This is a genomic window from Streptomyces sp. NBC_01210 (assembly GCF_036010325.1).
Taxonomy (GTDB): Bacteria; Actinomycetota; Actinomycetes; order Streptomycetales; family Streptomycetaceae; genus Streptomyces.
This window is the reverse complement of the sequence record NZ_CP108549.1, coordinates 3541285-3563534: the sequence shown is the minus strand read 5'-3', so window position 1 is coordinate 3563534 and position 22250 is coordinate 3541285. Positions and strand designations below refer to the sequence as shown.

Here is a 22250-nt window from a genome sequence, read left to right as displayed (position 1 = left end):
GGCGGGGTGAGGGAACGGCCCGCCGTGGGCGACCCGCCCGCATTGCACCTGCGCCGCGCCCCGACCCGACCCGTACCTCCCAAACCGTGCCCGCCGCGTCAGTCCCGCACCGGCTTTGACGCCCCCGGGCTCGTCGGCGGCACCGTCCCGGCCTCCGCCGACGGCTTGCGCGGAGCCGGATTCGCCGACGGCTGCAGCTTCAGCGGCGACTGCTCCGGTGGCGCCGACTGCTCCGGCGAAGGCTGCTCCGGCGGCGCCGACTGCCCCGGCGAAGGCTGCTGCCCCGGCGGCGACTGCTCCGGCGGCGCCGACTGCTCCGGTGAAGGCTGCTCCGCCCCGCTCGCAGCTGCCGATTCGTCCACCCCGGTCACGTCATTCGGCCCGCCCGGCGGCGGCTCCCCGAGTGCGTTCAGTGCGTCCTGCGCCACCGGGGCCAGCAGCGGTGAGAAGTAGGGGTTGATCCGCAGCGCCTCCCCCAGATGCCGCCGGGCCGCGCCGGACTGCTCCAGCGCCCGCTCGATCTCGCCCCGGTGGTACGCGAACAGCGCGCTCCGCAGCCCCTGTCCGGTCGCCCTCCTGGCGTACGGCAACGCCTCCTTCGCCCTGCCCGCCCGGTACAGCGCCCACCCCAGCGCGTCCGCGACGTACACGCTCCGGTGCTGCCGGGCCCACTCGCCCGACAGCCGCCGTACGGCCGACTCCGGGTCCCCGTGGTCCGCCTCGAAACGGCCGAGCACCAGCTCCTCGTTCACCCCGTCCTTCTCCGCCTCCGCCGCGCGGGCACGCAGTCGCCCGTACTCCGTGCTGGCATCCCCGTCCAGCCCCAGCGACTCGTACAACTCGCCCGACTCCAGTGCGTATTCGGGCAGTGGCGCCAGCTCGAGGGCCGCCTGGTAGTCGCGGAAGGCCTCCTCCGTACGCCCCAGCGCCGCCAGCGCCCGTGCCCGCCCCGCCAGCGACGGATGGTGATCGCTCACGAACCGCAGCGCAGCGTCGTACTGCTCCAGCGCCTCCTGCGGTTCGCCGCGTTCCCAGGCCAGTTCGCCGAGCCGCTGCAGCGCGGCCGCCTTCTCCGCGGGTGCGTCGGCGGACTTGGCCGCGCTGTACGCCACCGATGCCGCGTCCTCGCGCCAGCCCCGTTCCCGCATGACCTGCGAGGCGAGCTCCAGAGTCTGCCCGCCCGAGTACAGCTTCTGGAGCTTGTCCAACGCCTTGCCGGCGGCCTTGTAGTCGCCGAGGCCGTTGTAGGCGTCGATCAGCACCGGATACACCGTCCACCGCTCCGGCTTCTGCTTCCTCGCGCGCTCGCCCCAGGTACGCGCCGCGCCGAAGTCGCGCCGGGCGTTGGCCAGCGCCGCGAGACCCACCAGCGCGTCGACGTTCCCCTCGTGGTCCGGGAGCACCTCCAGCGAGCGCTGCAGCGCGCTCTCCGCCCGCGAGTAGTACGTCGGGTCCGCCAGCTGCGTGCCCCGCTCCACATACGCCGACCCCAGCATCGCCCACGACTCCCCATCAAGGGGGTGGGCCCCCAGCCAATTCTCGCGGTCGTGGATGAGCGCGGTCAGATCGGGGAGGGAGGCCGGAGCGCCCGCGCCCACCGCGGCCATCGCCCGCGCGGCCGGTCCCGGCGCCGGCGGCGGGCCGTCCTCCCCCCAGCCCGGCGCGAGCATGACCACCCCGATGACCAGCGTCGCGCCGACGAGCGTGCCGACCGCGGCGTTCTTCATGGTTTCGCTCTTCATGGCGCTCACTGTGCGTCAGTAAGCAGTCGATACGAAGAACACACTCGGTAGTGCGAAGCGGAATGCAGACGGGTTCACACCGATGGCCCCTGGTGCGAGGCTTGCAGCATGGACGATCTTCTCGACCGGCTGCGCGCCGGTCTGCCCGCCGAGGCCTTGATCACCGACCCGGACATCACGGCCTCGTACGCGAACGACATGGCGAGCTTCTGCGAGGCGGGCACCCCCGCCGTCGTCGTCCTGCCGCGCACCGTGGAGCAGGTCCAGCACGTCATGCGCACCGCGACCGCGCTGCGGGTCCCCGTCGTCCCGCAGGGCGCCCGTACCGGGCTGTCCGGCGGCGCCAATGCCTCGGACGGCTGCATCGTGCTGTCCCTGACCAAGATGGACCGGATCCTGGAGATCAGCCCGGTCGACCGGATCGCGGTCGTCGAGCCGGGCGTCGTCAACGCCGTCCTCTCCCGTGCCGTCAATGAGCACGGGCTCTACTACCCGCCCGACCCCTCCAGCTGGGAGATGTGCACCATCGGCGGGAACATCGGCACCGCGTCCGGCGGCCTGTGCTGCGTCAAGTACGGGGTGACCGCGGAGTACGTGCTCGGCCTGGACGTCGTCCTCGCCGACGGGCGCCTGCTCACCACCGGCCGCCGCACCGCGAAAGGCGTCGCTGGCTACGACCTCACCCGGCTCTTCGTCGGCTCCGAAGGCAGCCTCGGCATCGTTGTCAAAGCCGTGCTCGCACTCCGGCCGCAGCCGCCGGCGCAGCTGGTCCTGGCCGCCGAGTTCGACTCCGCGGCGGCCGCCTGCGAGGCGGTCTGCGCGATCATGGAGCGCGGCCACACGCCCTCGCTCCTCGAGCTCATGGACCGTACGACCGTCCGGGCCGTCAACGCCATGGCGAACATGGGTCTGCCGGACACCACCGAGGCACTGCTCCTCGCCGCCTTCGACACCCCGGACCCGGCAGCCGATCTGGCCGCCGTCGGCGAGCTGTGCAGCGCGGCGGGCGCCACCGAGGTCGTCCCCGCGGACACCGTCGCCGAGTCCGAACTGCTCCTCCAGGCAAGGAGGATGTCACTCACCGCCCTGGAGACCGTCAAATCGGCCACGATGATCGACGACGTCTGTGTGCCGCGCTCGAAGCTCGGCGCGATGATCGAGGGCACTGCGGCCATCGCCGAGAAGTACGGCCTCACCATCGGTGTCTGCGCGCACGCGGGCGACGGCAACACCCACCCCGTCGTCTGCTTCGACCACGCCGACCCGGACGAGTCCCGGCGCGCCCGCGAGTCCTTCGACGAGATCATGGCCCTCGGTCTGGAACTCGACGGCACGATCACCGGGGAGCACGGCGTCGGCGTACTGAAAAAGGAGTGGCTGGCACGCGAACTGGGCCCGGTGGGCGTGGAGATGCAGCGCGGCATCAAGCAGACCTTCGACCCGCTCGGCCTGCTCAACCCCGGCAAGATCTTCTGAGGCCGATGCGGCACCGATGCGGCACCGCTGTGGCACCGAAGTGAGACCAGAGGCCTAAGGCCAATGCCCGATGGCCCGGGCACCGGCTCCCCGCATAGCGTGGAGACATCGATGAAAGTCGACGAAGGCCGATGCAGGCCGATGAAGGAGGAGCCGTGCCGGCACGTCTTGACCACACCATCGTCCACAGCCGCGACCGCTTCGCCGGCGCCCGTTTTCTCGCCGAGCTGATCGGTGAGCCCGATCCCAAGCCCTTCGGCCCCTTCGCGAGCCTGCCGCTGGCGGGCGGCGTCACTCTCGACTATCTCGACGCACGGGAGCGCATCGTCTCACAGCACCTCGCCTTCCTGGTCTCGGAGGAGGAGTTCGACGAGATCTTCGGCCGGATAACCGAGCGCGAACTCCCGTACTGGGCCGACCCGATGCACGACGAGCCGCAGCGGATCAATCACCACTACGGGGGCCGCGGGGTCTACATCGACGACCCCGATGGCCACTCCCTCGAGTTCCTTACGCATACGTACGTCACCTCCTAGGCACCTCCCAGGCCTCCTGGACACCTCCTAGGCATCGCCGTCCAGGGACTCGTCCGAGGGCCGCAGGTCCCCCAGCCGCAGATCGTCGGCCGGGGTGGGCGCGAGCAGCTCGGCGAGGCCGTCGTCGATGCCGAGCTGTTCCGACTCGGAGCCGGGAGGAACCACCCGCAGCGTCCGCTCCAGCCACCCGGACACCGCCGCTGCGGACGCCTCGACGAGCGCGTCGCCGTCGGGGGAGCTGAGCGCCATCAGGACCACGCTGCGGCCCTCGACCTCGGTCGGCCGGATCCGGACATCTCCCTGCCCACACGGGCGGAACACCCCTTCGACCAGCAGCTCGCGGGCGAAGTTCCACTTCACGGGGCTGTCGGAGCCGGTGTGAAAGGCTATGTGCACGGCGTACGGGTCGTCAGTGCGGTAGGTCAGCCGGGCCGGGACGGGGATGCTGAGTTCGGGCGACAGCACCAGTCTGAGCTCCAGCTCGCGTTCCACCACGGTGTGCATGAGAGTGCTCTCCTTCCTTTTGCGAGGCCTTGTGAGGGGGCCGTGCAAGGAGAGAGCGCGTTGCACCGAGGCTATGACGCGACTTTCGGAAACAACGTTCTGTGGTGCATAGGTGACCGGAAAGTAGTCGTTACGGCAGGACCGCCCCAGGGGCGCGCGAGGGTCTGATAGATGTGGAGCCTTGAATTGAGGCCTCGAAGAGATACGGGACCACGGTGATGAGCGCCCCAACCCCGGCCACCGGAGACGGCAGCCCCACGCCCGGCTATTACCCGGATCCATCCATTCCTGGATATGTCCGGTACTGGAACGGTGCTTCCTGGGTGCCCGGTACGAGTCGGCCCGCGCCGGAGACGGGCGAGGCGATGCCCTCGGCACCCGGCTCGACGGCGCCCGAGTTCGCGTCGGCCGGTCCGGCCGCGTCCGCGTACACCCCTGCCCCGATGGAGGAGACCGGCCCGGTCTTCCTCGACGAGGGGCCGGTCGACGAGCCGTCCCGCCCGGAGCCGGCCACCGCCTGGCAGGCGGACACCTCGCGCCAGGGCGGCTTCGGCAGCGAGCGCGACAACCGCGTCTCGTGGGGCGGCGGCCAGGACCCCCGTACGCCGTCCCAGGGCGGCGCGTCCGGTGCATCCGGTTCGCCCCCCGACCCACGTCGGCCCGCCGATCCGACGGGCGGCGCCCTGCCCGGCGTGCGCTCGCTCGGGCCGTCGAACACCGGCGAGCCCCCGGTGGACGGTACGGTCGCGATCCGCGCACTGCGCCCCGGCGCTGCCAAGCGAGCGTCGGCCGGCCCGGGTGCCCCCGCCGCGGATCCCGCATCAGCGGCTCCGGCGGGCGAGACACCGGCCGGCCTGCCCCAGCGCCCGCCTCAGGACGGTACGGGCGGGATCGCCGCACAGCGCCTCGGCGGCAGCGCGCCCACCCCCACCCCCACCCCCACCCCCACCGCACCCGCGCAGCCGCAGGCCCCGGCCCAGCGTCAGCCGCAGCCCCAGACCGCGCAGCCCCAGCAGCGGTTCCAGCCGCAGGTGCCCGCGCAGGCCCAGGCTCCCGTCACCAACGGCCCCGGCGGCGGCTCCGCCTCCTGGGCCCAGCAGGTCCACCGGCTCGCCGCCACCGCCGCCGAGGGCGAGCCGCCCGTCGTGCCCTGGAAGCCCCCGGTCAACGACCCGTTCCTGCAGGCCGCGCAGGCTCAGGCCGCGGCCCGTCCCGCGTCGCTGGGCAAGCGGTTCGCGGCACGGCTGATCGACTTCGTGCTGCTCGGTGCGCTCGTCGGCGCCGTCGCCGTACCGGTCGTCTCCCGGGCGCGCGCCCATATCGACGAGAAGATCGAGGCGGCGAAGCAGTCGGGCGAGACGGTCACCGTCTGGCTCGTCGACGGCACCACCGCCGTTCACCTCGGCATCATCCTCGGCGCCCTGCTGGTCCTCGGTGTGCTGTACGAGGCACTGCCGACCGCCAAATGGGGCCGCACTCTCGGCAAGAAGCTCTGCGGCCTGACGGTCTGGGACATCGAGTCCCACGAGCCGCCGTCCTTCGGGGCCGCGCTGCGCCGCTGGCTGGTCTACGGCGTGCTCGGCGTCCTCGTCGTCGGGGTGTTCAATGTGCTCTGGTGCCTGTTCGACCGGCCGTGGCGGCAGTGCTGGCACGACAAGGCCGCACACACCTTTGTGACCGGCTGACCCGCCACCCGAAGAATTCCCGGGAGGGTTCCCCCGAACGGCACGCGAGCCGTTGCGGGGGCCCTCGGGGCGGGGTGCACTGCCCCCATGAGCAACGACCAGCCGACGCCCGGCGAGCCGCCAGAGAACGACCCCTTCCGCAAGAGGCCGCAGGAACCCACGCCTCCGTCGGGCGGTGGTCAGGAACCCCCGCAAGGTCCCCCGCAAGGCCCGCCGCCGGACTCTCCGTACGGCTCAGGGCAGGGCGGCGGCTCGCCGTACGGCGGCGGCCAGCCCCCTCCGCACGGTCCGAACGCCTACGGCGGCCAGTACGGAGGTGCGGACCCGCTCGCCGGGATGCCGCCGCTCGCGGACTTCGGCAGGCGGTTCCTGGCCCGTGTCATCGACGTGCTCATCGTCCTCGTGCCGCTGTTCCTGATCTCGCTGGCCTTCGGCGGCTGGGGCGACATGACGAACGGCGGCGACGACTGGGACGACTTCACCAGCCAGGTGAACACCGGCAGGCAGTGGATCTGGTCGCTGGTCTCCCTGATCGCGTACGTCGGCTACGACACCATCATGATCGCCAAGAGGAACGGTCAGACCGTCGGCAAGCGCCTGATGAAGATCCGGGTCGCGATGCTCAACGACGGCACCGTGCCGGACACCAGCTCCTCGCTGTTGCGCGCCGTGGTGCTCTGGGTGCCCGCGCTGGTCTGCTGCTTCTGCATCTGGTGGCTCGTCATCATCCTGACGATCCTGCTGGACAAGCCGTACAAACAGGGTCTGCACGACAAGGCGGGCAAGACGGTGGTGGTGTCAGCGGCGCAGTGAGTGCTCGCCGACCCTGGCCTCGGCCCCCGCATGCGTGCGGAGTGTGGGCACACGCGTGGTGAGACCGTCGGCGGAGGCGGCGGAGGTCGCCGAGGCGGGGTTTCCGGAGGCGGCGGCGCGGTTCGTACGGACCGTGTACGTCGCCTTCGTCGTTCCGCGCAGAGTCCTGCTCATGGGCAGGGCGACCGCGACGACCAGACCGAGGGCCATCGAGGCGACGCCGATCACGCCGACGGCGATGCCATTGGTGGTACGGGTCAGCAGCAGCAGGGCGAGGGTCGAGAAGACGACGGTGGCTGAACCGTAGGCGAGTTGTGCGGCAGTCGGACGCGGCATGACGGTATCCGTCCTCGGGACATTGGTCAGGGGGGTGTCTCTCAGCGAGGTCGCACTGTCAACTGACTCTACGACGGTGGATGCCCTGGAGGAACCGGTAGTAAGCGTGACCTAACCCACGGTGCCGTTGCACGGGGGGCGCACGGAGTCATTTGGGCGCTCGACCGACCGATTCAATGCGCCTGTTGTCCGGTTTGGGGTTCGTCCGGATAGCGGAACTGTACTCCTGCATAGTGCAGTTGGTCTGTTCAAGTCAAGGACTGTCTTTTCTTCGGTAACTCCGGTCGAATGTCGTCACTTGTGACGCGACACCGCGCGCGGACGACCCCACATTCCGGTCCGCTGCGACGGAGCGCGGGGGAGGACACCATCAAGTGACCATCAAGCGACGGACGATCAGAGCGTCCGCGGTGATTGCGGCCCTGGCCGCGACCACCGCGTCGGCCTCGGCGTTCACCAGCGCTCAGGCCGACACTCCGAGGACCACGGATCCGGCCGCCATCGAGCGCCACGACCCGGCGCCGCAGAAGGGGCAGCCCGAGCACGACCTCGACGGCCCGTTCAGCAAGCAGCAGGACCAGGAGCGCCAAGCCGCGCTGGAACAGGTCATATCCGGCGACGCGACCGTGCAGAAGCGCGGCGCGTCCAAGGTCGTGAAGCTCGGCGACAAGAAGTACGTCGAGCTCGGCCGGGAGAAGACGGACAAGATCTTCACGATCCTGGTGGAGTTCGGCGACAAGGTCGACGACACCACGATGTTCGACCCGGACGGTCCGGACGGCCCCGAGCCGCCCGTCAAGAAGTACGGCGGCACGCCCGGCCCGCTGCACAACAAGATCGCCCAGCCCGACCGTAAGAACGACAACTCCACGGCCTGGCAGGCGGACTACAACCGGCAGCACTTCCAGGACCTGTACTTCGGTACCGGCAAGGACGCGAAGGGCCGGCCGAAGGACTCGCTGAAGACCTACTACGAGAAGACCTCCTCGGGCCGCTACTCGGTCGACGGCGAGGTCGCCGACTGGGTCAAGGTCGACTACAACGAGGGCCGCTACGGCTCGAACTACTGCGGCGACACCAACTGCCCCAACGTCTGGGACACGGTCAAGGACGGCGTCACCGCCTGGGCCGCGGACCAGAAGGCGAAGGGCCGCACGGACGAGCAGATCAAGGCGGATCTGTCGAAGTACGACCAGTGGGACCGTTACGACTTCGACAGCGACGGCAACTTCAACGAGCCCGACGGCTACATCGACCACTTCCAGATCGTCCACGCCGGTGAGGACGAGTCGGCGGGCGGCGGCGCCGAAGGCACCAACGCCCTGTGGGCGCACCGCTGGTACGCGTACGGCCAGGACGCCGGCAGGACCGGCCCGGCGAACAACAGGGCCGGCGGCACCCAGATCGGCTCCACCGGCATCTGGGTCGGCGACTACACCATGCAGCCCGAGAACGGCGGCCTCGGTGTCTTCGCCCACGAGTACGGCCACGACCTCGGTCTGCCCGACCACTACGACACCACGGGCAAGGGCGAGAACTCGACCGGCTTCTGGACCCTGATGTCGGCCGGCTCCTGGCTCGGCACCGGCAAGAACTCCATCGGCGACCTGCCGGGCGACATGAGCGCCTGGGACAAGCTGCAGCTGGGCTGGCTCAACTACACCAAGGGCAAGGCGGCGACGAAGTCCACCCACAAGCTGGGTGTGGCGGAGTACAACACCAAGCTGCCGCAGGCCCTCGTCGTCGAGCTGCCGAAGAAGCCGGTCACCACTGCTGTCGTGAAGCCCGCCGAGGGCTCCAAGCAGTGGTGGAGCGACATGGGTGACGATCTCAAGAACACCCTGTCCCGCCCGGTCGACCTGACCGGCAAGTCCAAGGCGTCCCTGGAGCTTTCGGGCTGGTGGGACATCGAGGCCAACTATGACTACCTGTACGCCGAGGTGTCGACGGACGCTGGCGCCAACTGGACGCCGGTGGACGGTACGGCCGACGGCAAGCCGATCACCCGTGACGCGGGCGACAAGCCGGCGCTGACCGGTGTCTCGGGCGCGTACAAGAAGCTGGCGTACTCGCTGGACGCGTACGCGGGCAAGAAGGTCGACGTCCGCTTCCGCTACCAGACGGACGGCGGCGCGGGCGGCAAGGGCTTCGCGGCGGACGCGCTGAGCGTGGTGGCGGACGGTACGCCGCTGTTCACCGACAACGCCGAGGGTGACGACGCGGGCTGGACCTCGAAGGGCTTCTCGCGCATCGGTGAGTCCTTCACCAAGGAGTACGAGCAGTACTACCTGGCCGAGAACCGTCAGTACGTGTCGTACGACAAGACCCTCAAGGTCGGCCCGTACAACTTCGGCTTCAAGGCGCCGAAGGACGCGTGGGTCGAGCACTACCCGTACCAGAACGGCCTGGTGGTCTGGCTCTGGGACACCTCCCAGAAGAACAACAACACCAGCGCCCACCCGGGCCAGGGTCTTGTCCTTCCCGTGGACGCGCATGCGAAGCCGCTGAAGTGGGCGGACGGCACGCTGCTGCGGAACAAGATCCAGTCGTTCGACTCGGCGTTCAGCCTGCGGCCGACCGACGGCTTCACGCTGCACAAGGCGGACGTGGCGCTGCGGATCAAGCCGCAGGCGGGCAACCCGGTCTTCGACGACCGCAAGGGTGTGTACTGGTTCGCCGAGAACCCGACGGCGGGTGTGAAGGTAACTGACACCAACACCAAGATCTCGATCGTGAGCGAGCCGCTGAACGGCCAGACGATCACGGTCAAGGTTGGTCCGTCGACCAAGTAATAGGTATCACTGCAGGTCAGACCATGATCGGCCGTCGCCCTCTAGCGGGCGGCGGCCGATCGTGTTTAGGTGCGTCTACCAGGTCCTTATTGACACGCCATCTCACGGGGGAGTGGTTCAGCATGCCCGGCGGAGGTTTCAGCAAGTTGCCGAACGGCAGTGTGGTGGTAGCGCTCAGCCTGCCCAGCCCGTCGGGCGACGGCGGCACGGTCCGCTTCCTGGTCCACGCCGCGAACCGCGCGAGGGCGTTGACGCGGCTGCGGAATCTGGGGCTGCGGTCGGTGTATCTGCGGGGCAATGCGGAGCCGCCGACACCGGACGAAATCACGGCGGTGCTGCACCACCCGGACGGCCTGCTGTGGCGGGCCAGCCCGGAGGACAACAAGGAGCTCTGGCACCCCATACGGGCGCTCCTCACCCCGCGCCGGTGGGGCTCCGCTCCGGCCCCGGCGCCTCAGGCGCCGACGAGGCTGACATTGGCCCCGCCCGACCCGGGGGTCCGCCCCGAACCCCGCACCTCAATCGCCTGAGGCGAGCAACGGCTTGCCCGTGAGTTCCACGCCCGCCCCCCGCAGCTCCTCCAGTGCCCGCTCCGTCGTCGCCTCCGTGACCCCCGCCGTCAGGTCCAGCAGCACAGTCGTCGTGAAGCCCTCCCGGACCGCGTCCAGCGCCGTCGCCCGTACGCAGTGGTCCGTCGCGATGCCCACCACGTCGACCTCCGTCACCTCCCGCGCCCGCAGCCACTGCGCCAGCGTCGAGCCGTTCTCGTCCGAGCCCTCGAAGCCGCTGTACGCCGCCGCGTACGCGCCCTTGTCGAAGACCGCGTCAACCGCGCCCGACGCCACCGCCGGCGCGAAGTTCGGGTGGAAGCCCACGCCCTCCGTGCCGGCGACGCAGTGCGCCGGCCAGCTGTCGACGTAGTCCGGCTGCTCGGCGAAGTGGTCGCCCGGCTCGATGTGGTGGTCGCGGGAGGCGACCACATAGCGGTAGCCCGCCTGAGCGTGGCCTATCAGGTCGGTGATGGCCGCAGCGACATCCGCACCTCCCGCCACCGCGAGGCTGCCGCCTTCGCAGAAGTCGTTCTGAACGTCCACGACGATCAATGCGCGGTGCATGCGGGGTGTCCTTCGATGGGGGAGATCGGTGGGCGGCGAGCGAATGTACTGAGCGTAGAGACTTCAACCGCCTTGCGGGAGGGGGCCCAAGGCTGCGTTCACACGTACTCCGTCGGGAGGACAGGCTCACCCTTCGACAGCTGGAGCGCCGACATCGGCAGCCCCGCGAGCGCCGCGGTGTGCCTCTCGCGCGCCGTGTCCAGCGGCTCGCGGGCGACGACCTCGCCGCCCTTGACCAGCTCCACCAGCAACTGCCGGTCCACGAGCTCGGGCGGGACCGCGTGGAGGCCGATCACCTCGGCCTCGGCGACGCCGTGCGCGTCGAACCGGCGCGCGGCCCACTTGCGGCCGCCGATCGAGGACTTCGCGCCCAGGGACTTCTTCGCCACCGGCTCCAGCGGCGCCTTGGGATCGGCGGACCGCGCGCGGGCGACCAGCTTGTAGACCATCGAGCAGGTGGGGTGCCCGCTGCCGGTGACCAGCTGGGTGCCCACGCCGTACGCGTCGACCGGCGCCGCGGCGAGTGAGGCGATGGCGTACTCGTCCAGGTCCGAGGTCACCACGATCTTGGTGTTGGTCGCGCCCAGCTCGTCCAGCTGCTCCCGCACCCGGTGCGCGACCAGCAGCAGGTCCCCGGAGTCGATGCGTACGGCCCCGAGCTCGGGGCCCGCGATCTCCACGGCGGTACGGACGGCCTCGGCCACGTCGTACGTGTCGACCAGCAGCGTCGTACCCCGTCCGAGCGAATCGACCTGCGCCCGGAAGGCGTCGCGCTCGCTGTCGTGCAGCAGTGTGAAGGCGTGCGCGCTGGTGCCGACCGTCGGGATGGCGTAACGGAAGCCCGCCGCCAGGTCCGAGGTGGAGCTGAAGCCGCCGACGTACGCGGCGCGCGCCGAGGCGACCGCGGCGAGCTCGTGCGTACGCCGTGCGCCCATCTCGATCAGCCGGCGCCCGGCCGCGGCCGTCGACATCCGCGAGGCCGCCGCGGCGATCGCCGAGTCGTGGTTGAGGATGGACAGGATCACGGTCTCCAGCAGCACACACTCGGCGAAGGAGCCCTCGACCCGCAGGATGGGCGAGCCCGGGAAGTACACCTCGCCCTCCGGGTAGCCCCAGATGTCGCCGCCGAAGCGGTACGAGGCGAGCCACTGGAGCGTCGGTTCGTCGACGATCCCCTGATCGCGCAGGAAGCCGATCACGCCCGCGTCGAAGCGGAAGTTCTCGACGGCGTCCAGCACCCGGCCGGTGCCCGCCACTACGCCGTAGCGCCGCCCGTCGGGCAGCCGACGGGTGAAGACCTCGAAGACGGAGCGGCGGTCGGCGGTGCCGGACCTCAGCGCCGCCTGGAGCATCGTGAGCTCGTACTGGTCGGTGAAGAGCGCCGTCGACGGCACATCCACCGGCAGCCCAAGGTCCGCAGCGTTCACAACGGTCAACCTCGCTCTTTCGTCGTGGGCCGCCGACCGGGTCGGTCCGCAGTCCGGCCCGCGGCGGACCGCTGTCGGATACAGCGCCCCCGCAAGATGCCTCGACGAGGATGTTACCGCACATCTCGTCAGAGTGACGAGATGTAGGCCCCGTTTGTGCGATGAGGCCCCGCGGGTGGCAGCATGGACCGGGTGAGTGTTGCTCCCACAGAGATCGAACGCCCCGAGTCGGCGCAGGAGACCTTCGCCGTGCCCGAGCCCGACGTGCCGTGGGTGACGCTCGTCCACAACGACCCGGTCAATCTGATGAGCTATGTCACCTATGTCTTCCAGGCCTACTTCGGCTACTCCAAGGACAAGGCGCACAAGCTGATGCTCGACGTCCACCACAAGGGCCGGGCCGTCGTCTCCAGCGGCAGCCGCGAGGAGATGGAGCGTGACGTGCAGGCGATGCACGGCTACGGACTGTGGGCGACGCTGTCCCAGGACCGCAACTGATGGCCGGGCACTTCGAGCCCGTTCCGGGGGGCGGCGCGGCCGTCCCGCTCGACGAGGTCGAGATCTCCATCCTGCGCTCGCTCGCCGTACAGCTGCTGGAGCTCATCGGGCCCGGCGACGAGCCGGTCGACGGCGAGGACCCGCTGGCCGCGCTGTTCACCGAGGGGCCGAGTGAGCCGCCCACCGACCCGGCGCTCGCCCGCCTCTTCCCCGAGGCGTACGGCGGTCCTGACGCCGATGTCGAGGACGAGGAACTGCGTGCTGCCTCGGCCGAGTTCAGGCGCTTCACCGAGACGGATCTGCGCTCCCGCAAGCGCGATGACGCGGTCGCGGTCGTCCGCACCCTGGACTCGCTGACCGCCACCGGCGAGGGCGGTGCCGTACTCAAGCTCACCCCCGACGACTGTCTGCACTGGCTCGGCGCGCTCAACGACCTGCGCCTCACCATCGGCACCCGTCTCGAGGTCAGCGACGAGGACGAGAGTGGCGAGCTCTACCGGCTGCCGGACTCCGACCCGCGCAAGCCGATGGTGATGGCGTATCTCTGGCTCGGCGCGCTCCAGGAGACGCTCGTCGAGACCCTGATGGCCTGACGCCGACGCCTGGGATGTCCGACTCTCGGACGTCCCGAGTTGTTCGCTCAACGGACACTCAAATCCGGATAACGATCACGTCACCACATCGGCATGGTTTGTAGTGCCGATGGATCTTTGTCCGGTTCTTCTTGTGGTGTGTGCCACAGCTACCTCGGCCGATCAGTGTTGCGGCCGTGATAAATCTTCACGACCACCAGGGGGCGCCACCCATGCCCCCGGGGGGCGCTGGGCCGGCTGATCGCCGGTGGCACTCCATTCACATCCGGGGGGATCAGGACCTGGTCCGCAGTCGCGCGGCAGATGCAGCGGGCGCGGATCGGCATGGAGAAAGGGCGCATCACCATGACCTCGGTGCAGGTCGACAAGCACGACGGCAATGAGGCCGCGGGGTCCGCGACAGGCGCGGACGAGGGCTACCAGCGCGGGCTGGGTGCCCGGCAGATCCAGATGATCGCGATCGGCGGCGCCATCGGCACCGGCCTCTTCCTCGGCGCGGGCAAGGCCATCTCGAAGGCCGGACCCAGCCTCATCCTGGCCTATGCCATCGCGGGCCTGGTCATCTTCTTCATCATGCGGGCGCTGGGCGAGCTGCTCATGTACCGCCCCGTCTCGGGTTCCTTCTCCGAGTACGCCCGTGAGTTCGTCGGCCCGTTCGCGGGGTTCGTCACCGGTTGGACGTACTGGCTCTTCTGGGTCGTCACCGGCATCACCGAGGTCACAGCGGCCGCCCAGTACATGACGTTCTGGTGGGACATCCCGCAATGGATCTCCGCGCTCGTCTTCACGATCATCCTGTACGCGGTGAACCTGATCTCCGTGAAGCTCTTCGGTGAGCTGGAGTTCTGGTTCTCGATGGTCAAGGTCACGGCCATCATCGGCATGATCCTCATCTGCGCCGGCATCCTCACGCTCGGCTTCTCCGACGCCGGTGACACCGCGTCCGTCACGCACCTCTGGGCCGACGGCGGCTTCTTCCCCAAGGGCATCGGCGGCACGCTGATGACCCTGCAGATCGTGATGTTCGCCTTCCTCGCGGTCGAGCTGGTCGGCGTCACCGCCGGCGAGTCCAAGGATCCGGAGAAGACGCTGCCCAAGGCGATCAACACCGTGCCGTGGCGTATCGCCGTCTTCTACGTCGGCGCGCTGATCATGATCCTTTCGGTGGTGCCCTGGGACGAGTTCCAGCCGGGTGTCTCGCCGTTCGTGGCCGCCTTCCAGAAGATGGGCCTCGGCGTCGGCGCCGCCGTCGTCAACTTCGTCGTGCTGACCGCGGCGCTGTCCTCCTGCAACTCCGGTATGTACTCCACCGGCCGGATGCTGCGCGACCTCGCGCTCAACGGCCAGGGCCCGAAGTTCTTCACCAAGCTCACGAAGAGCGGCACTCCGCTGGTCGGCACCACCGTCTCCGCGGGGCTGATGCTGGTCGGCGTCTGGATCAACTACCAGTGGCCCGGCGACGCGTTCAACTACGTCGTCTCCTTCGCCACGATCTCCGGCATGTGGGCCTGGATCATGATCCTGGTCTGCCAGATCCGCTACCGCGCCAAGGCCGACCGCGGCGAGCTGCCGGAGTCCACCTTCAAGGCGCCCGGCGCCCCGTGGACCAGCTGGTTCGCGCTGCTCTTCATCATCATGGTCATCGTGATGATGGGCGTCGACAAGGACGCGCGGATCTCGCTGTACTGCGCGCCGCTGTGGGCCCTGATCCTCGGTGTCTCGTATCTGGTGCTGAAGCAGCGCAACCCCGAGGGCGCGGCCTTCATCAAGCGCTGAGGCCCCTGAGCCGGCGCTCGATGCCCCTGAGCCTCTGACCGGCAGCCACTGACTGGCGTCCAGCATGCGGGCCCACCCGTACCACTCTTCGGTACGGGTGGGCCCTTCTGATTATCCTGATCCGCATGCTGACCCTCACCGAGGCCCTGTACGACCAGATCGTCGCGCACGCCCGCGCCGACCACCCCGACGAGGCCTGCGGCATGGTCGCGGGCCCGGAGGGCACGGGCCGCCCCGAGCGCTTCATCCCGATGCTGAACGCGGCCCGCTCGCCCACGTTCTACGAGTTCGACTCGGCGGACCTGCTGAAGCTCTACCGGGAGCTGGACGACCGCGACGAGGAGCCGGTGATCATCTACCACTCGCACACCGCGACCGAGGCCTACCCCTCCCGTACGGACATCAGCTACGCGAACGAGCCGGGCGCCCACTATGTCCTGGTCTCCACCGCCGACGTCGATGAAGCGGGCCCGTTCCAGTTCCGCTCGTTCCGCATCGTGGACGGCGTAGTGACGGAGGAAGAGGTGCAGGTCGTAGCGGCGTACTGAGCGCCGGCTCGGCCCCTCGTACGCCTCCACCGGCCCCCGCGGCCCATATGCTGAGCGCGTTCGGTCCATCATGCGAGATCACATTCCGGGACCCGGACGGGGAATCGATACGATGACCGCATGGTTCCCCATGACGTGAGCGACAGGACGCCGAGCACCGTGCTGCTCGTGGCGCGGCTGCACGTCGACCTGTGCCGTCTCGCCAGCGCGATGTGTACGGGCCGCGCCGCGTTCTGACGTTCAGACACGGCTCTACGGGCCGAGCGCACCCACAGCACCACCCCTCGCGCGGGGGGCGGAGCCGCGCGCCCCTTGTGTCACACCCGCACCCCCGCCACTCTCCCGACAGGAGCCCACGCCATGGCCATCGAGGTCCGCATCCCGACCATCCTCCGCACCTACACCGGCGGCGCCAAGGCCGTCGAGGGCAGCGGTGACACGCTCGCCGAGCTCTTCGCCGACCTCGAGTCCCGCCACAACGGCATCCAGGAGCGCATCGTCGACGGCGACCAGCTGCGCCGCTTTGTGAACGTGTACCTCAACGACGAGGACGTCCGCTTCCTCGACGGCATCTCCACCAAGCTCGCCGACGGCGACAGCGTCACGATCCTCCCGGCCGTCGCCGGTGGCATGCGCTGATGCGTTACGACTCTCCGCTGGCGGCGGTCGGCAACACACCGCTGGTCCGCCTCCCGCGGCTGTCCCCGTCCGGGGACGTCCGCATCTGGGCCAAACTCGAGGACCGCAACCCGACCGGATCGATCAAGGACCGCCCGGCGCTCCACATGATCGAACAGGCGGAGAAGGACGGCCGCCTGACGCCGGGCTGCACGATCCTGGAGCCCACCAGCGGCAACACCGGCATCTCGCTGGCCATGGCGGCGAAGCTCAAGGGCTACCGCATGGTGTGCGTGATGCCGGAGAACACGAGCGAGGAGCGTCGGCAGCTGCTCGCCATGTGGGGCGCGGAAATCATCCCGTCGCCTGCGGCGGGCGGCTCCAACACGGCGGTACGCGTGGCCAAGGAGCTGGCGGCCGAGCACCCGGACTGGGTGATGCTCTACCAGTACGGCAACCCGGACAACGCGGGCGCGCACTACGCCACGACGGGCCCGGAGATCCTCGCGGACCTCCCGTCGATCACCCACTTCGTGGCGGGCCTGGGCACGACGGGCACGCTGATGGGCGTCGGCCGCTACCTGCGCGAACACGTCCCGGGCATCCGCATCGTGGCGGCGGAGCCGCGCTACGACGACCTGGTCTACGGCCTGCGCAACCTGGACGAGGGCTTCGTCCCCGAGCTGTACGACGCCTCGGTCCTGACCAGCCGCTTCTCGGTCGGCTCGGCGGACGCGGTCACCCGCACCCGTGAACTCCTCCAGCAGGAGGGCATTTTCGCGGGAGTCTCGACGGGAGCGGCGCTGCACGCGGCGATCGGCGTCGGCAAGAAGGCGGTGGCGGCGGGCGAGCCGGCGGACATCGTCTTCGTGGTCGCGGACGGCGGCTGGAAGTACCTGTCGACGGGGGTTTACACGGCGGAGACGACGGAGGCGGCGATCGAGACGCTGCAGGGCCAGCTCTGGGCGTAGCGGCGTAGCGGCGTGGCGGGTGCGGGTGCCCCGCCGGGGGAGCGGCACGTTCGTGCCGTGCGGCGGGCGGGGGCGTGGGGGCGTCAGCCTCCACGTTCACTCTTCCCCGAGCCGCGGCGGGAAGCTCCCTCCGCCCGGGCAGGGAGTCCCTTCCGCGGCCCGGGTCACGGGCACGGCCCGGCTCACGCAGCCAAGTGCCGGACCTGGTCCCACACATTCGGGTCCACCATCCCGACCCGTCGCCTGAAGTCCCACACCCCCAGCTCCCGCAGCTCGTCCGTCTCCAGAAAGCTCGCCCGGCCGCGCGCGTTGCGCACCGTGCCCGGTGGCAGTGAGATCACGCCCGGCCGCTCGTCGTGGTACTTGCTGGTGATCTTCGCGACCTGCACCGTCTCGCCCCGTACGGACAGCACCAGACACGGCCGGTCCTTCGACCCGGGCCCGTCCTCGTAGGGCACATTCGCCCACCAGATCTCGCCCGGCTGCGGCCGTCGCTTCGGCCCGCGCCGGGGGCCCGCCGGCCGGCCCGGCGGGCGGGCGCGTCCACCCGGGCGGCGGCCCGCGCCGTGGCCCCGCCCGTCCCTCACCGCAGCGACCAGCGCGATCACCACCACGGCGAGCACCGCGAGCCACCACGACGTGTCCATACCCCCAGACGTTACCGGCGCCCCGCCCCCCGCGCGCGCCCCCGACCCACGTCCACCCCGGGACCGCGCGCCCCCGGAAGCGGTGGAGGAAACCACCCACCGGAGAGCAACCACCCACGCCCCCGGCCCACGTCCACCCCGGGACCGCGCGCCTCCGGGTGCGATTGTGGAGACCACCCACGGGACAGCCCCCACGCCCGCCCCGGGACGGCCTCCCGGAGGCGGTGGAGGAAACCACCCACCGGACAGCAACCGACAACGCCCCCGGCCCACCTCGACCACATGACCGGGCACTGAGGAAACCACCCACCGGAGAGCAACCATCCACGCCCCCGGCCCACGTCCACCCCGGGACCGGGCACCCCCCGAACCGGTGACAGTGCAGGTGAGTTCCCCCACAACAGCCCGCCACCGAGGAGCGACCGGCCCTTTTGCGCCTTACGCTCAACAAACCGCACGACCTTCCCCCAGCCCTCCCCGTCAACGGAGGTTCAAGCTCCATGAAGCTCACCGTCGTCGGCTGCTCGGGGTCGTTTCCGTCCGCGGATTCGGCCTGCTCCAGCTACCTCGTAGAGGCCGACGGCTTCCGGCTGCTCCTCGACATGGGCAATGGCGCCCTGGGCGAGCTGCAGCGCCATGTCGGTCTCTATGACCTCGATGCCATCTTCCTCAGCCATCTCCACGCTGACCACTGCATCGACATGTGCGGATACTTCGTCGCTCGCTACTACCGCCACGACGGCGGCCGCTGCGACGCCCTCCCGGTCTACGGCCCGGAAGGTACCGAGCAGCGTCTGACCACCGCGTACGCGGACACCCCCTCCCCCTCCGCCATGGGCGAGGTCTTCGACTTCCGCACGCTCAAGTCCGGCAGCTTCCACATAGGCCCGTTCGCCGTTCGTACGGAGAAGGTGCGTCACCCGGTCGAGGCGTACGGCATCCGCCTGGAGCAGGCCGGCAAGACGCTCACGTACTCCGGCGACACCGGTGTCAGTGAGGCCCTGCACGAACTCGCCGACGACGCGGATCTGTTCCTGTGCGAGGCGTCCTTCACGCACGGCAAGGAGGACGTCCCGGACCTCCACCTCAACGGCCGCGAGGCCGGCGCGCACGCGCAGCGCGCGAACGTCGGCCGGCTCGTGCTGACCCACATCCCGCCGTGGACGGACCCCCGGCAGAATCTGGCCGACGCCCGCGCGGTGTACGACGGTCCGACCGAGGTCGCCGTGCCGGGCGCGGTCTATGTGATCTAGGGTCCAGGCACACCGAAGCCCCTGCCTTTCGTACGAAAAGGCAGGGGCTTCGGTCTTGAGTACGCGAGGCCTACTTCGCCTCGGCCTTCTGCAGCTCGGCGAGCTCCTCGTCGGACTCACGGCCCGGCGTCGGAAGGTTGAACTTGGTGATCGCGAAGCGGAAGACCACGTAGTAGAGCGCCGCGAAACAGAGCCCGACCAGCGCCAGGCCCCACGGGTTGGACGCGATGCCCAGGTTGAGGAAGTAGTCCACCGCACCGGCCGAGAAGCCGAAGCCGTCCTTCATGCCCAGCGACCAGGTCAGGGCCATCGAGACACCGGTCAGCACCGCGTGGACCGCGTACAGCACCGGGGCGATGAACATGAACGTGAACTCGATCGGCTCGGTCACACCGGTGACGAAGGACGTGAGCGCGAGGGAGAACATCATGCCGCCGATGACCTTGCGGCGCTCGGGACGGGCGCAGTGCACGATCGCGAGGCAGGCCGCCGGGAGGGCGAACATCATGATCGGGAAGAAGCCGGTCATGAACTGTCCGGCGCTCGGGTCGCCCTGGAGGAAGCGGGCGATGTCGCCGCTCTTGCCCTCGTAGGAACCGGCCTGGAACCACGGGAAGGAGTTCAGCAGGTGGTGCATGCCGATCGGGATCAGCGCACGGTTGGCGATACCGAAGATTCCCGCGCCGACTGCGCCGGACCCGACCAGCCACTCACCGAAGTTGTGCAGACCCGTGCCGAGGACGGGCCAGATCAGGCCGAAGACGATGCCCGCGATCAGACCCGCGAAGGCGGAGAGGATCGGGACGAGACGGCGGCCGCCGAAGAAGCCGGCCCAGTCGGGCAGCTTGGTCCGGTAGAACTTCTGGTACAGCAGGGCGACGATGATGCCCATCACCACGCCGCCGAGGACCTTGGCGTCCACCGGGGCGTCCACCAGCGCGACCTTGTGGTCCTTGACGACCTCGACCTGCGGCAGGTTCGGGTCGGTGAACGTGGCCAGCACGTTCTTGAAGACCAGATATCCGGCGACGGCCGCGAGCGCGGTCGAGCCGTCCGACTTCTTGGCGAAGCCGATCGCGATGCCGACGGCGAACAGCAGCGCCATGTTGGCGAGGATCGCGTCGCCACCGGCCGCCATATAGCCGGCGACCTTGGTGACGAAGGTCGGGAACGACTCCCTGCCGAGCATGTCGGGCTGGCCGAAACGGACCAGCAGTGCGGCCGCGGGCAGCACCGCGACCGGCAGCATGAGGCTGCGGCCGATGCGCTGCATAACAGCCATCGCGCCTGCGCCCTTCGTCTTCTTCTCCGCCGCGGGGGCGGCGCTAGCCGTGGACATCAACTTCCTCCAGTGGGCAAGGCGCCGCCATGGGGACAGAACACGGGGGAGGGCGGCGTCTCAAGGGGAACGCGGCGACGGCCGCGTGGTCTACACCACTGAGTGGTGTAGACCTGTTTTAGCACGGTGAGGGTGAGATAAGGAACCTTCGATTTTTGCGACCTGAACAATGGTGGGAAATGACCGACATAAAGCCCCCGAGTCATGAGGTCCGGGGGCCTTATGGGCGGATATGGGAGCGGGTCGCAGGACCCGTCGGTTCCACTGACTACTTGGTGCTCTCCTGCTCCAGCTCCTGCTCGATCTCTTCGGGTTCGCGGCCGGGAGTGCGGATGTTGAACATCGTGATCGCGAAACGGAAGACCAGGTAGTACACGACCGCGAAGCACAGGCCGATCGGAATGATCAGCCATGGCTTGGTGTCGAGGTGCCAGTTGACGACGTAGTCGATCAGACCGGCCGAGAAACTGAAGCCCGCGTGCACGCCCAGCGCCCAGGTGATCGCCATCGACGCACCCGTCAGCAACGCGTGCACTCCGTACAGCAGCGGAGCCGCGAACATGAAGGAGAACTCCAGCGGCTCGGTCACACCCGTGACGAACGAGGTGAGACCGACGGAAATCATGAGACCCATGACCCTCTTGCGGTGCTCGGGGCGGGCGCAGTGCGCGATGGCGAGGGCTGCGGCCGGGAGGCCGAACATCATGATCGGGAAGAAGCCCGACATGAACTGGCCCGCCGAAGGGTCCTCGGCGAAGAAGCGCGTCAGGTCGCCCTGGACGACCTTGCCGTCCGGCGTCGTGAACTCGCCCGCCTGGAACCAGAAGAACGTATTCAGGAACTGGTGCATCCCGATCGGGATCAGCAGCCGGTTGGCGACACCGAAGATGCCCGAGCCCCACGCGCCCAGATCGATCAGCTGCTTGGAGAACGCGGTCAGCGCATCGCCCACCGGCTCCCACAGCAGCCCGAAGAGCACACCGAGGATCGTGCAGAGGAACGCCATGATGATCGGCACCAGCCGCCGGCCGTTGAAGAAGCCGAGCCAGTCGACCAGTTTCGTTCGGTGGTAACGCTGCCAGATCATCGCGGTCAGCAGGCCGATCACGATGCCGCCGAGGACACCGGGATTCTGCGGCTTCCCGTCCGGGAGCAGCGCGGTGACCGTGCCGCCGACGGGGAACGCCTTCAGTACGTTGCTGTAGACCAGGAAGCCGGCGACCGCCGCGAGGGCGGTCGAACCGTCGGCCTTCTTCGCGAAGCCGATCGCGACACCGATGCAGAACAGCAGAGGCAGACCGAACGCGCCGTCCAGGATCGCCGTGCCGCCCAGCGTGAGGACCTTGGCCGTCTTGTCCCAGAAGGGGCCGTTCAAATACGCCGAGAACAGGGTGCCGAGGCTGACGAGCAGACCGGCCGCCGGCAGCACCGCGACCGGGAGCTGGAGGCTGCGCCCGACCTTCTGCAGTCCCTGGAACAGCCCGTTCCACCACTTCCGCTGCGGCGCGGCAGCGCTCTCGGAGCTCATCGGCGTCCTCCCGGAAACGGGCCTGGTTTGGCAGCCGTTGCAGACTGGTGTAG

At 69.4% G+C, this 22250-nt stretch carries 22 protein-coding genes; 14 read left to right on the top strand and 8 right to left on the bottom strand.

Translation table 11 applies throughout. The features are described 5' to 3' along the window. Positions 1 to 98 precede the first annotated feature (98 nt). On the bottom strand, positions 99 to 1742 hold the full coding sequence (locus OG735_RS16110; RefSeq protein ID WP_327323865.1) for a tetratricopeptide repeat protein: 1644 nt from the start codon (positions 1740 to 1742) through the stop codon (positions 99 to 101). A 108-nt stretch (positions 1743 to 1850) separates the two neighbouring features. Between OG735_RS16110 and OG735_RS16105 the strand changes: the two genes are divergently transcribed. Both OG735_RS16105 and OG735_RS16100 read left to right on the top strand, forming a co-directional pair. Further along, on the top strand, positions 1851 to 3218 hold the full coding sequence (locus tag OG735_RS16105) for an FAD-binding oxidoreductase (RefSeq protein WP_327323864.1): 1368 nt from the start codon (positions 1851 to 1853) through the stop codon (positions 3216 to 3218). A 155-nt stretch (positions 3219 to 3373) separates the two neighbouring features. Continuing rightward, entirely contained in the window at positions 3374 to 3754 is a 381-nt protein-coding gene (locus OG735_RS16100) for a VOC family protein (protein ID WP_327323863.1), read from the top strand. A 27-nt stretch (positions 3755 to 3781) separates the two neighbouring features. Here the strand turns inward: OG735_RS16100 and OG735_RS16095 are convergent, their stop codons facing one another. Further along, positions 3782 to 4258: an SsgA family sporulation/cell division regulator gene (locus OG735_RS16095; protein ID WP_327323862.1), complete on the bottom strand. Its 477-nt coding sequence runs from the start codon at positions 4256 to 4258 to the stop codon at positions 3782 to 3784. Positions 4259 to 4476: 218 nt separating this feature from the next. On the opposite strand from OG735_RS16095, the gene OG735_RS16090 reads away from it, so the two are divergent. Further along, the gene (locus OG735_RS16090) at positions 4477 to 5943 is read left to right on the top strand and encodes an RDD family protein (protein ID WP_327323861.1); all 1467 of its coding nucleotides are present in this window, start codon (positions 4477 to 4479) and stop codon (positions 5941 to 5943) included. An 87-nt stretch (positions 5944 to 6030) separates the two neighbouring features. Continuing rightward, entirely contained in the window at positions 6031 to 6756 is a 726-nt protein-coding gene (locus OG735_RS16085; RefSeq protein ID WP_327323860.1) for an RDD family protein, read from the top strand. Here the strand turns inward: OG735_RS16085 and OG735_RS16080 are convergent. Then, positions 6742 to 7092, bottom strand: a complete 351-nt coding sequence (locus OG735_RS16080) for a hypothetical protein (RefSeq protein WP_327323859.1) — start codon at positions 7090 to 7092, stop codon at positions 6742 to 6744. The genes OG735_RS16085 and OG735_RS16080 overlap by 15 nt on opposite strands. 374 nt (positions 7093 to 7466) lie before the next feature. Here OG735_RS16080 and OG735_RS16075 point away from each other — a divergent pair, with 374 nt between their 5' ends. Together OG735_RS16075 and OG735_RS16070 are read left to right on the top strand one after the other, a co-directional pair. Continuing rightward, on the top strand, positions 7467 to 9884 hold the full coding sequence (locus OG735_RS16075; RefSeq protein ID WP_327323858.1) for an immune inhibitor A domain-containing protein: 2418 nt from the start codon (positions 7467 to 7469) through the stop codon (positions 9882 to 9884). A 122-nt stretch (positions 9885 to 10006) separates the two neighbouring features. Further along, positions 10007 to 10414, top strand: a complete 408-nt coding sequence (locus OG735_RS16070; RefSeq protein ID WP_327323857.1) for a hypothetical protein — start codon at positions 10007 to 10009, stop codon at positions 10412 to 10414. Here OG735_RS16070 and OG735_RS16065 read toward each other — a convergent pair. Beyond that, on the bottom strand, positions 10403 to 10999 hold the full coding sequence (locus OG735_RS16065) for an isochorismatase family protein (RefSeq protein WP_327323856.1): 597 nt from the start codon (positions 10997 to 10999) through the stop codon (positions 10403 to 10405). The two genes, OG735_RS16070 and OG735_RS16065, sit on opposite strands and share 12 nt — an antisense overlap. Positions 11000 to 11097: 98 nt before the next feature. After that, entirely contained in the window at positions 11098 to 12426 is a 1329-nt protein-coding gene (locus OG735_RS16060) for a nicotinate phosphoribosyltransferase (RefSeq protein WP_327328338.1), read from the bottom strand. 183 nt (positions 12427 to 12609) lie between these two features. Between OG735_RS16060 and clpS the strand changes: the two genes are divergently transcribed. The 7 genes from clpS (at position 12610) to OG735_RS16025 (ending at position 17430) form a co-directional block, all read left to right on the top strand. Continuing rightward, positions 12610 to 12924, top strand: a complete 315-nt coding sequence (gene clpS / locus OG735_RS16055; RefSeq protein ID WP_327323855.1) for an ATP-dependent Clp protease adapter ClpS — start codon at positions 12610 to 12612, stop codon at positions 12922 to 12924. Beyond that, the gene (locus tag OG735_RS16050) at positions 12924 to 13517 is read left to right on the top strand and encodes a DUF2017 domain-containing protein (protein WP_327323854.1); all 594 of its coding nucleotides are present in this window, start codon (positions 12924 to 12926) and stop codon (positions 13515 to 13517) included. Before clpS ends, OG735_RS16050 begins: the two co-directional genes overlap by 1 nt. 345 nt (positions 13518 to 13862) lie before the next feature. Further along, positions 13863 to 15293: an amino acid permease gene (locus OG735_RS16045; protein WP_327328337.1), complete on the top strand. Its 1431-nt coding sequence runs from the start codon at positions 13863 to 13865 to the stop codon at positions 15291 to 15293. A 125-nt stretch (positions 15294 to 15418) separates the two neighbouring features. Continuing rightward, a complete protein-coding gene (locus OG735_RS16040) occupies positions 15419 to 15841 on the top strand; it encodes a M67 family metallopeptidase (RefSeq protein WP_327323853.1) in 423 nt (140 codons plus the stop codon). Between the two features lie 120 nt (positions 15842 to 15961). After that, on the top strand, positions 15962 to 16078 hold the full coding sequence (locus tag OG735_RS16035) for a putative leader peptide (protein WP_327323852.1): 117 nt from the start codon (positions 15962 to 15964) through the stop codon (positions 16076 to 16078). Positions 16079 to 16201: 123 nt separating this feature from the next. Then, positions 16202 to 16480: a MoaD/ThiS family protein gene (locus tag OG735_RS16030; RefSeq protein ID WP_327323851.1), complete on the top strand. Its 279-nt coding sequence runs from the start codon at positions 16202 to 16204 to the stop codon at positions 16478 to 16480. Continuing rightward, complete coding sequence (locus OG735_RS16025) at positions 16480 to 17430, top strand: PLP-dependent cysteine synthase family protein (RefSeq protein ID WP_327323850.1); 951 nt, start codon at positions 16480 to 16482, stop codon at positions 17428 to 17430. The genes OG735_RS16030 and OG735_RS16025 overlap by 1 nt, the downstream gene beginning before the upstream one ends. A 182-nt stretch (positions 17431 to 17612) precedes the next feature. Here OG735_RS16025 and OG735_RS16020 read toward each other — a convergent pair whose 3' ends face one another. After that, positions 17613 to 18077, bottom strand: a complete 465-nt coding sequence (locus tag OG735_RS16020) for a type II toxin-antitoxin system PemK/MazF family toxin (protein ID WP_327323849.1) — start codon at positions 18075 to 18077, stop codon at positions 17613 to 17615. Positions 18078 to 18577: 500 nt separating this feature from the next. Between OG735_RS16020 and OG735_RS16015 the strand changes: the two genes are divergently transcribed. Then, on the top strand, positions 18578 to 19330 hold the full coding sequence (locus OG735_RS16015) for an MBL fold metallo-hydrolase (RefSeq protein ID WP_327323848.1): 753 nt from the start codon (positions 18578 to 18580) through the stop codon (positions 19328 to 19330). 70 nt (positions 19331 to 19400) lie between these two features. On the opposite strand, the gene OG735_RS16010 is transcribed toward OG735_RS16015, so the two are convergent. Beyond that, complete coding sequence (locus OG735_RS16010; RefSeq protein WP_327323847.1) at positions 19401 to 20669, bottom strand: PTS transporter subunit EIIC; 1269 nt, start codon at positions 20667 to 20669, stop codon at positions 19401 to 19403. 268 nt (positions 20670 to 20937) lie between these two features. Further along, positions 20938 to 22197, bottom strand: coding sequence for a PTS transporter subunit EIIC (locus tag OG735_RS16005; protein ID WP_327323846.1), 1260 nt, complete (start codon positions 22195 to 22197; stop codon positions 20938 to 20940). Between the last annotated feature and the right edge of the window lie 53 nt (positions 22198 to 22250).

Coding starts and splice junctions, on each gene's coding strand:
- clpS (WP_327323855.1), top strand. CDS start 12,610: ATGGACCGGGTGAGTGTTGCTCCCACAGAGATCGAACGCCCCGAGTCG.
- OG735_RS16030 (WP_327323851.1), top strand. CDS start 16,202: ATGGCCATCGAGGTCCGCATCCCGACCATCCTCCGCACCTACACCGGC.
- OG735_RS16015 (WP_327323848.1), top strand. CDS start 18,578: ATGAAGCTCACCGTCGTCGGCTGCTCGGGGTCGTTTCCGTCCGCGGAT.
- OG735_RS16105 (WP_327323864.1), top strand. CDS start 1,851: ATGGACGATCTTCTCGACCGGCTGCGCGCCGGTCTGCCCGCCGAGGCC.
- OG735_RS16005 (WP_327323846.1), bottom strand. CDS start 22,197: ATGAGCTCCGAGAGCGCTGCCGCGCCGCAGCGGAAGTGGTGGAACGGG.
- OG735_RS16070 (WP_327323857.1), top strand. CDS start 10,007: ATGCCCGGCGGAGGTTTCAGCAAGTTGCCGAACGGCAGTGTGGTGGTA.
- OG735_RS16040 (WP_327323853.1), top strand. CDS start 15,419: ATGCTGACCCTCACCGAGGCCCTGTACGACCAGATCGTCGCGCACGCC.
- OG735_RS16010 (WP_327323847.1), bottom strand. CDS start 20,669: ATGTCCACGGCTAGCGCCGCCCCCGCGGCGGAGAAGAAGACGAAGGGC.
- OG735_RS16090 (WP_327323861.1), top strand. CDS start 4,477: ATGAGCGCCCCAACCCCGGCCACCGGAGACGGCAGCCCCACGCCCGGC.
- OG735_RS16025 (WP_327323850.1), top strand. CDS start 16,480: ATGCGTTACGACTCTCCGCTGGCGGCGGTCGGCAACACACCGCTGGTC.
- OG735_RS16035 (WP_327323852.1), top strand. CDS start 15,962: ATGGTTCCCCATGACGTGAGCGACAGGACGCCGAGCACCGTGCTGCTC.
- OG735_RS16065 (WP_327323856.1), bottom strand. CDS start 10,999: ATGCACCGCGCATTGATCGTCGTGGACGTTCAGAACGACTTCTGCGAA.
- OG735_RS16110 (WP_327323865.1), bottom strand. CDS start 1,742: ATGAAGAGCGAAACCATGAAGAACGCCGCGGTCGGCACGCTCGTCGGC.
- OG735_RS16045 (WP_327328337.1), top strand. CDS start 13,863: ATGACCTCGGTGCAGGTCGACAAGCACGACGGCAATGAGGCCGCGGGG.
- OG735_RS16085 (WP_327323860.1), top strand. CDS start 6,031: ATGAGCAACGACCAGCCGACGCCCGGCGAGCCGCCAGAGAACGACCCC.
- OG735_RS16080 (WP_327323859.1), bottom strand. CDS start 7,092: ATGCCGCGTCCGACTGCCGCACAACTCGCCTACGGTTCAGCCACCGTC.
- OG735_RS16095 (WP_327323862.1), bottom strand. CDS start 4,258: ATGCACACCGTGGTGGAACGCGAGCTGGAGCTCAGACTGGTGCTGTCG.
- OG735_RS16050 (WP_327323854.1), top strand. CDS start 12,924: ATGGCCGGGCACTTCGAGCCCGTTCCGGGGGGCGGCGCGGCCGTCCCG.
- OG735_RS16020 (WP_327323849.1), bottom strand. CDS start 18,077: ATGGACACGTCGTGGTGGCTCGCGGTGCTCGCCGTGGTGGTGATCGCG.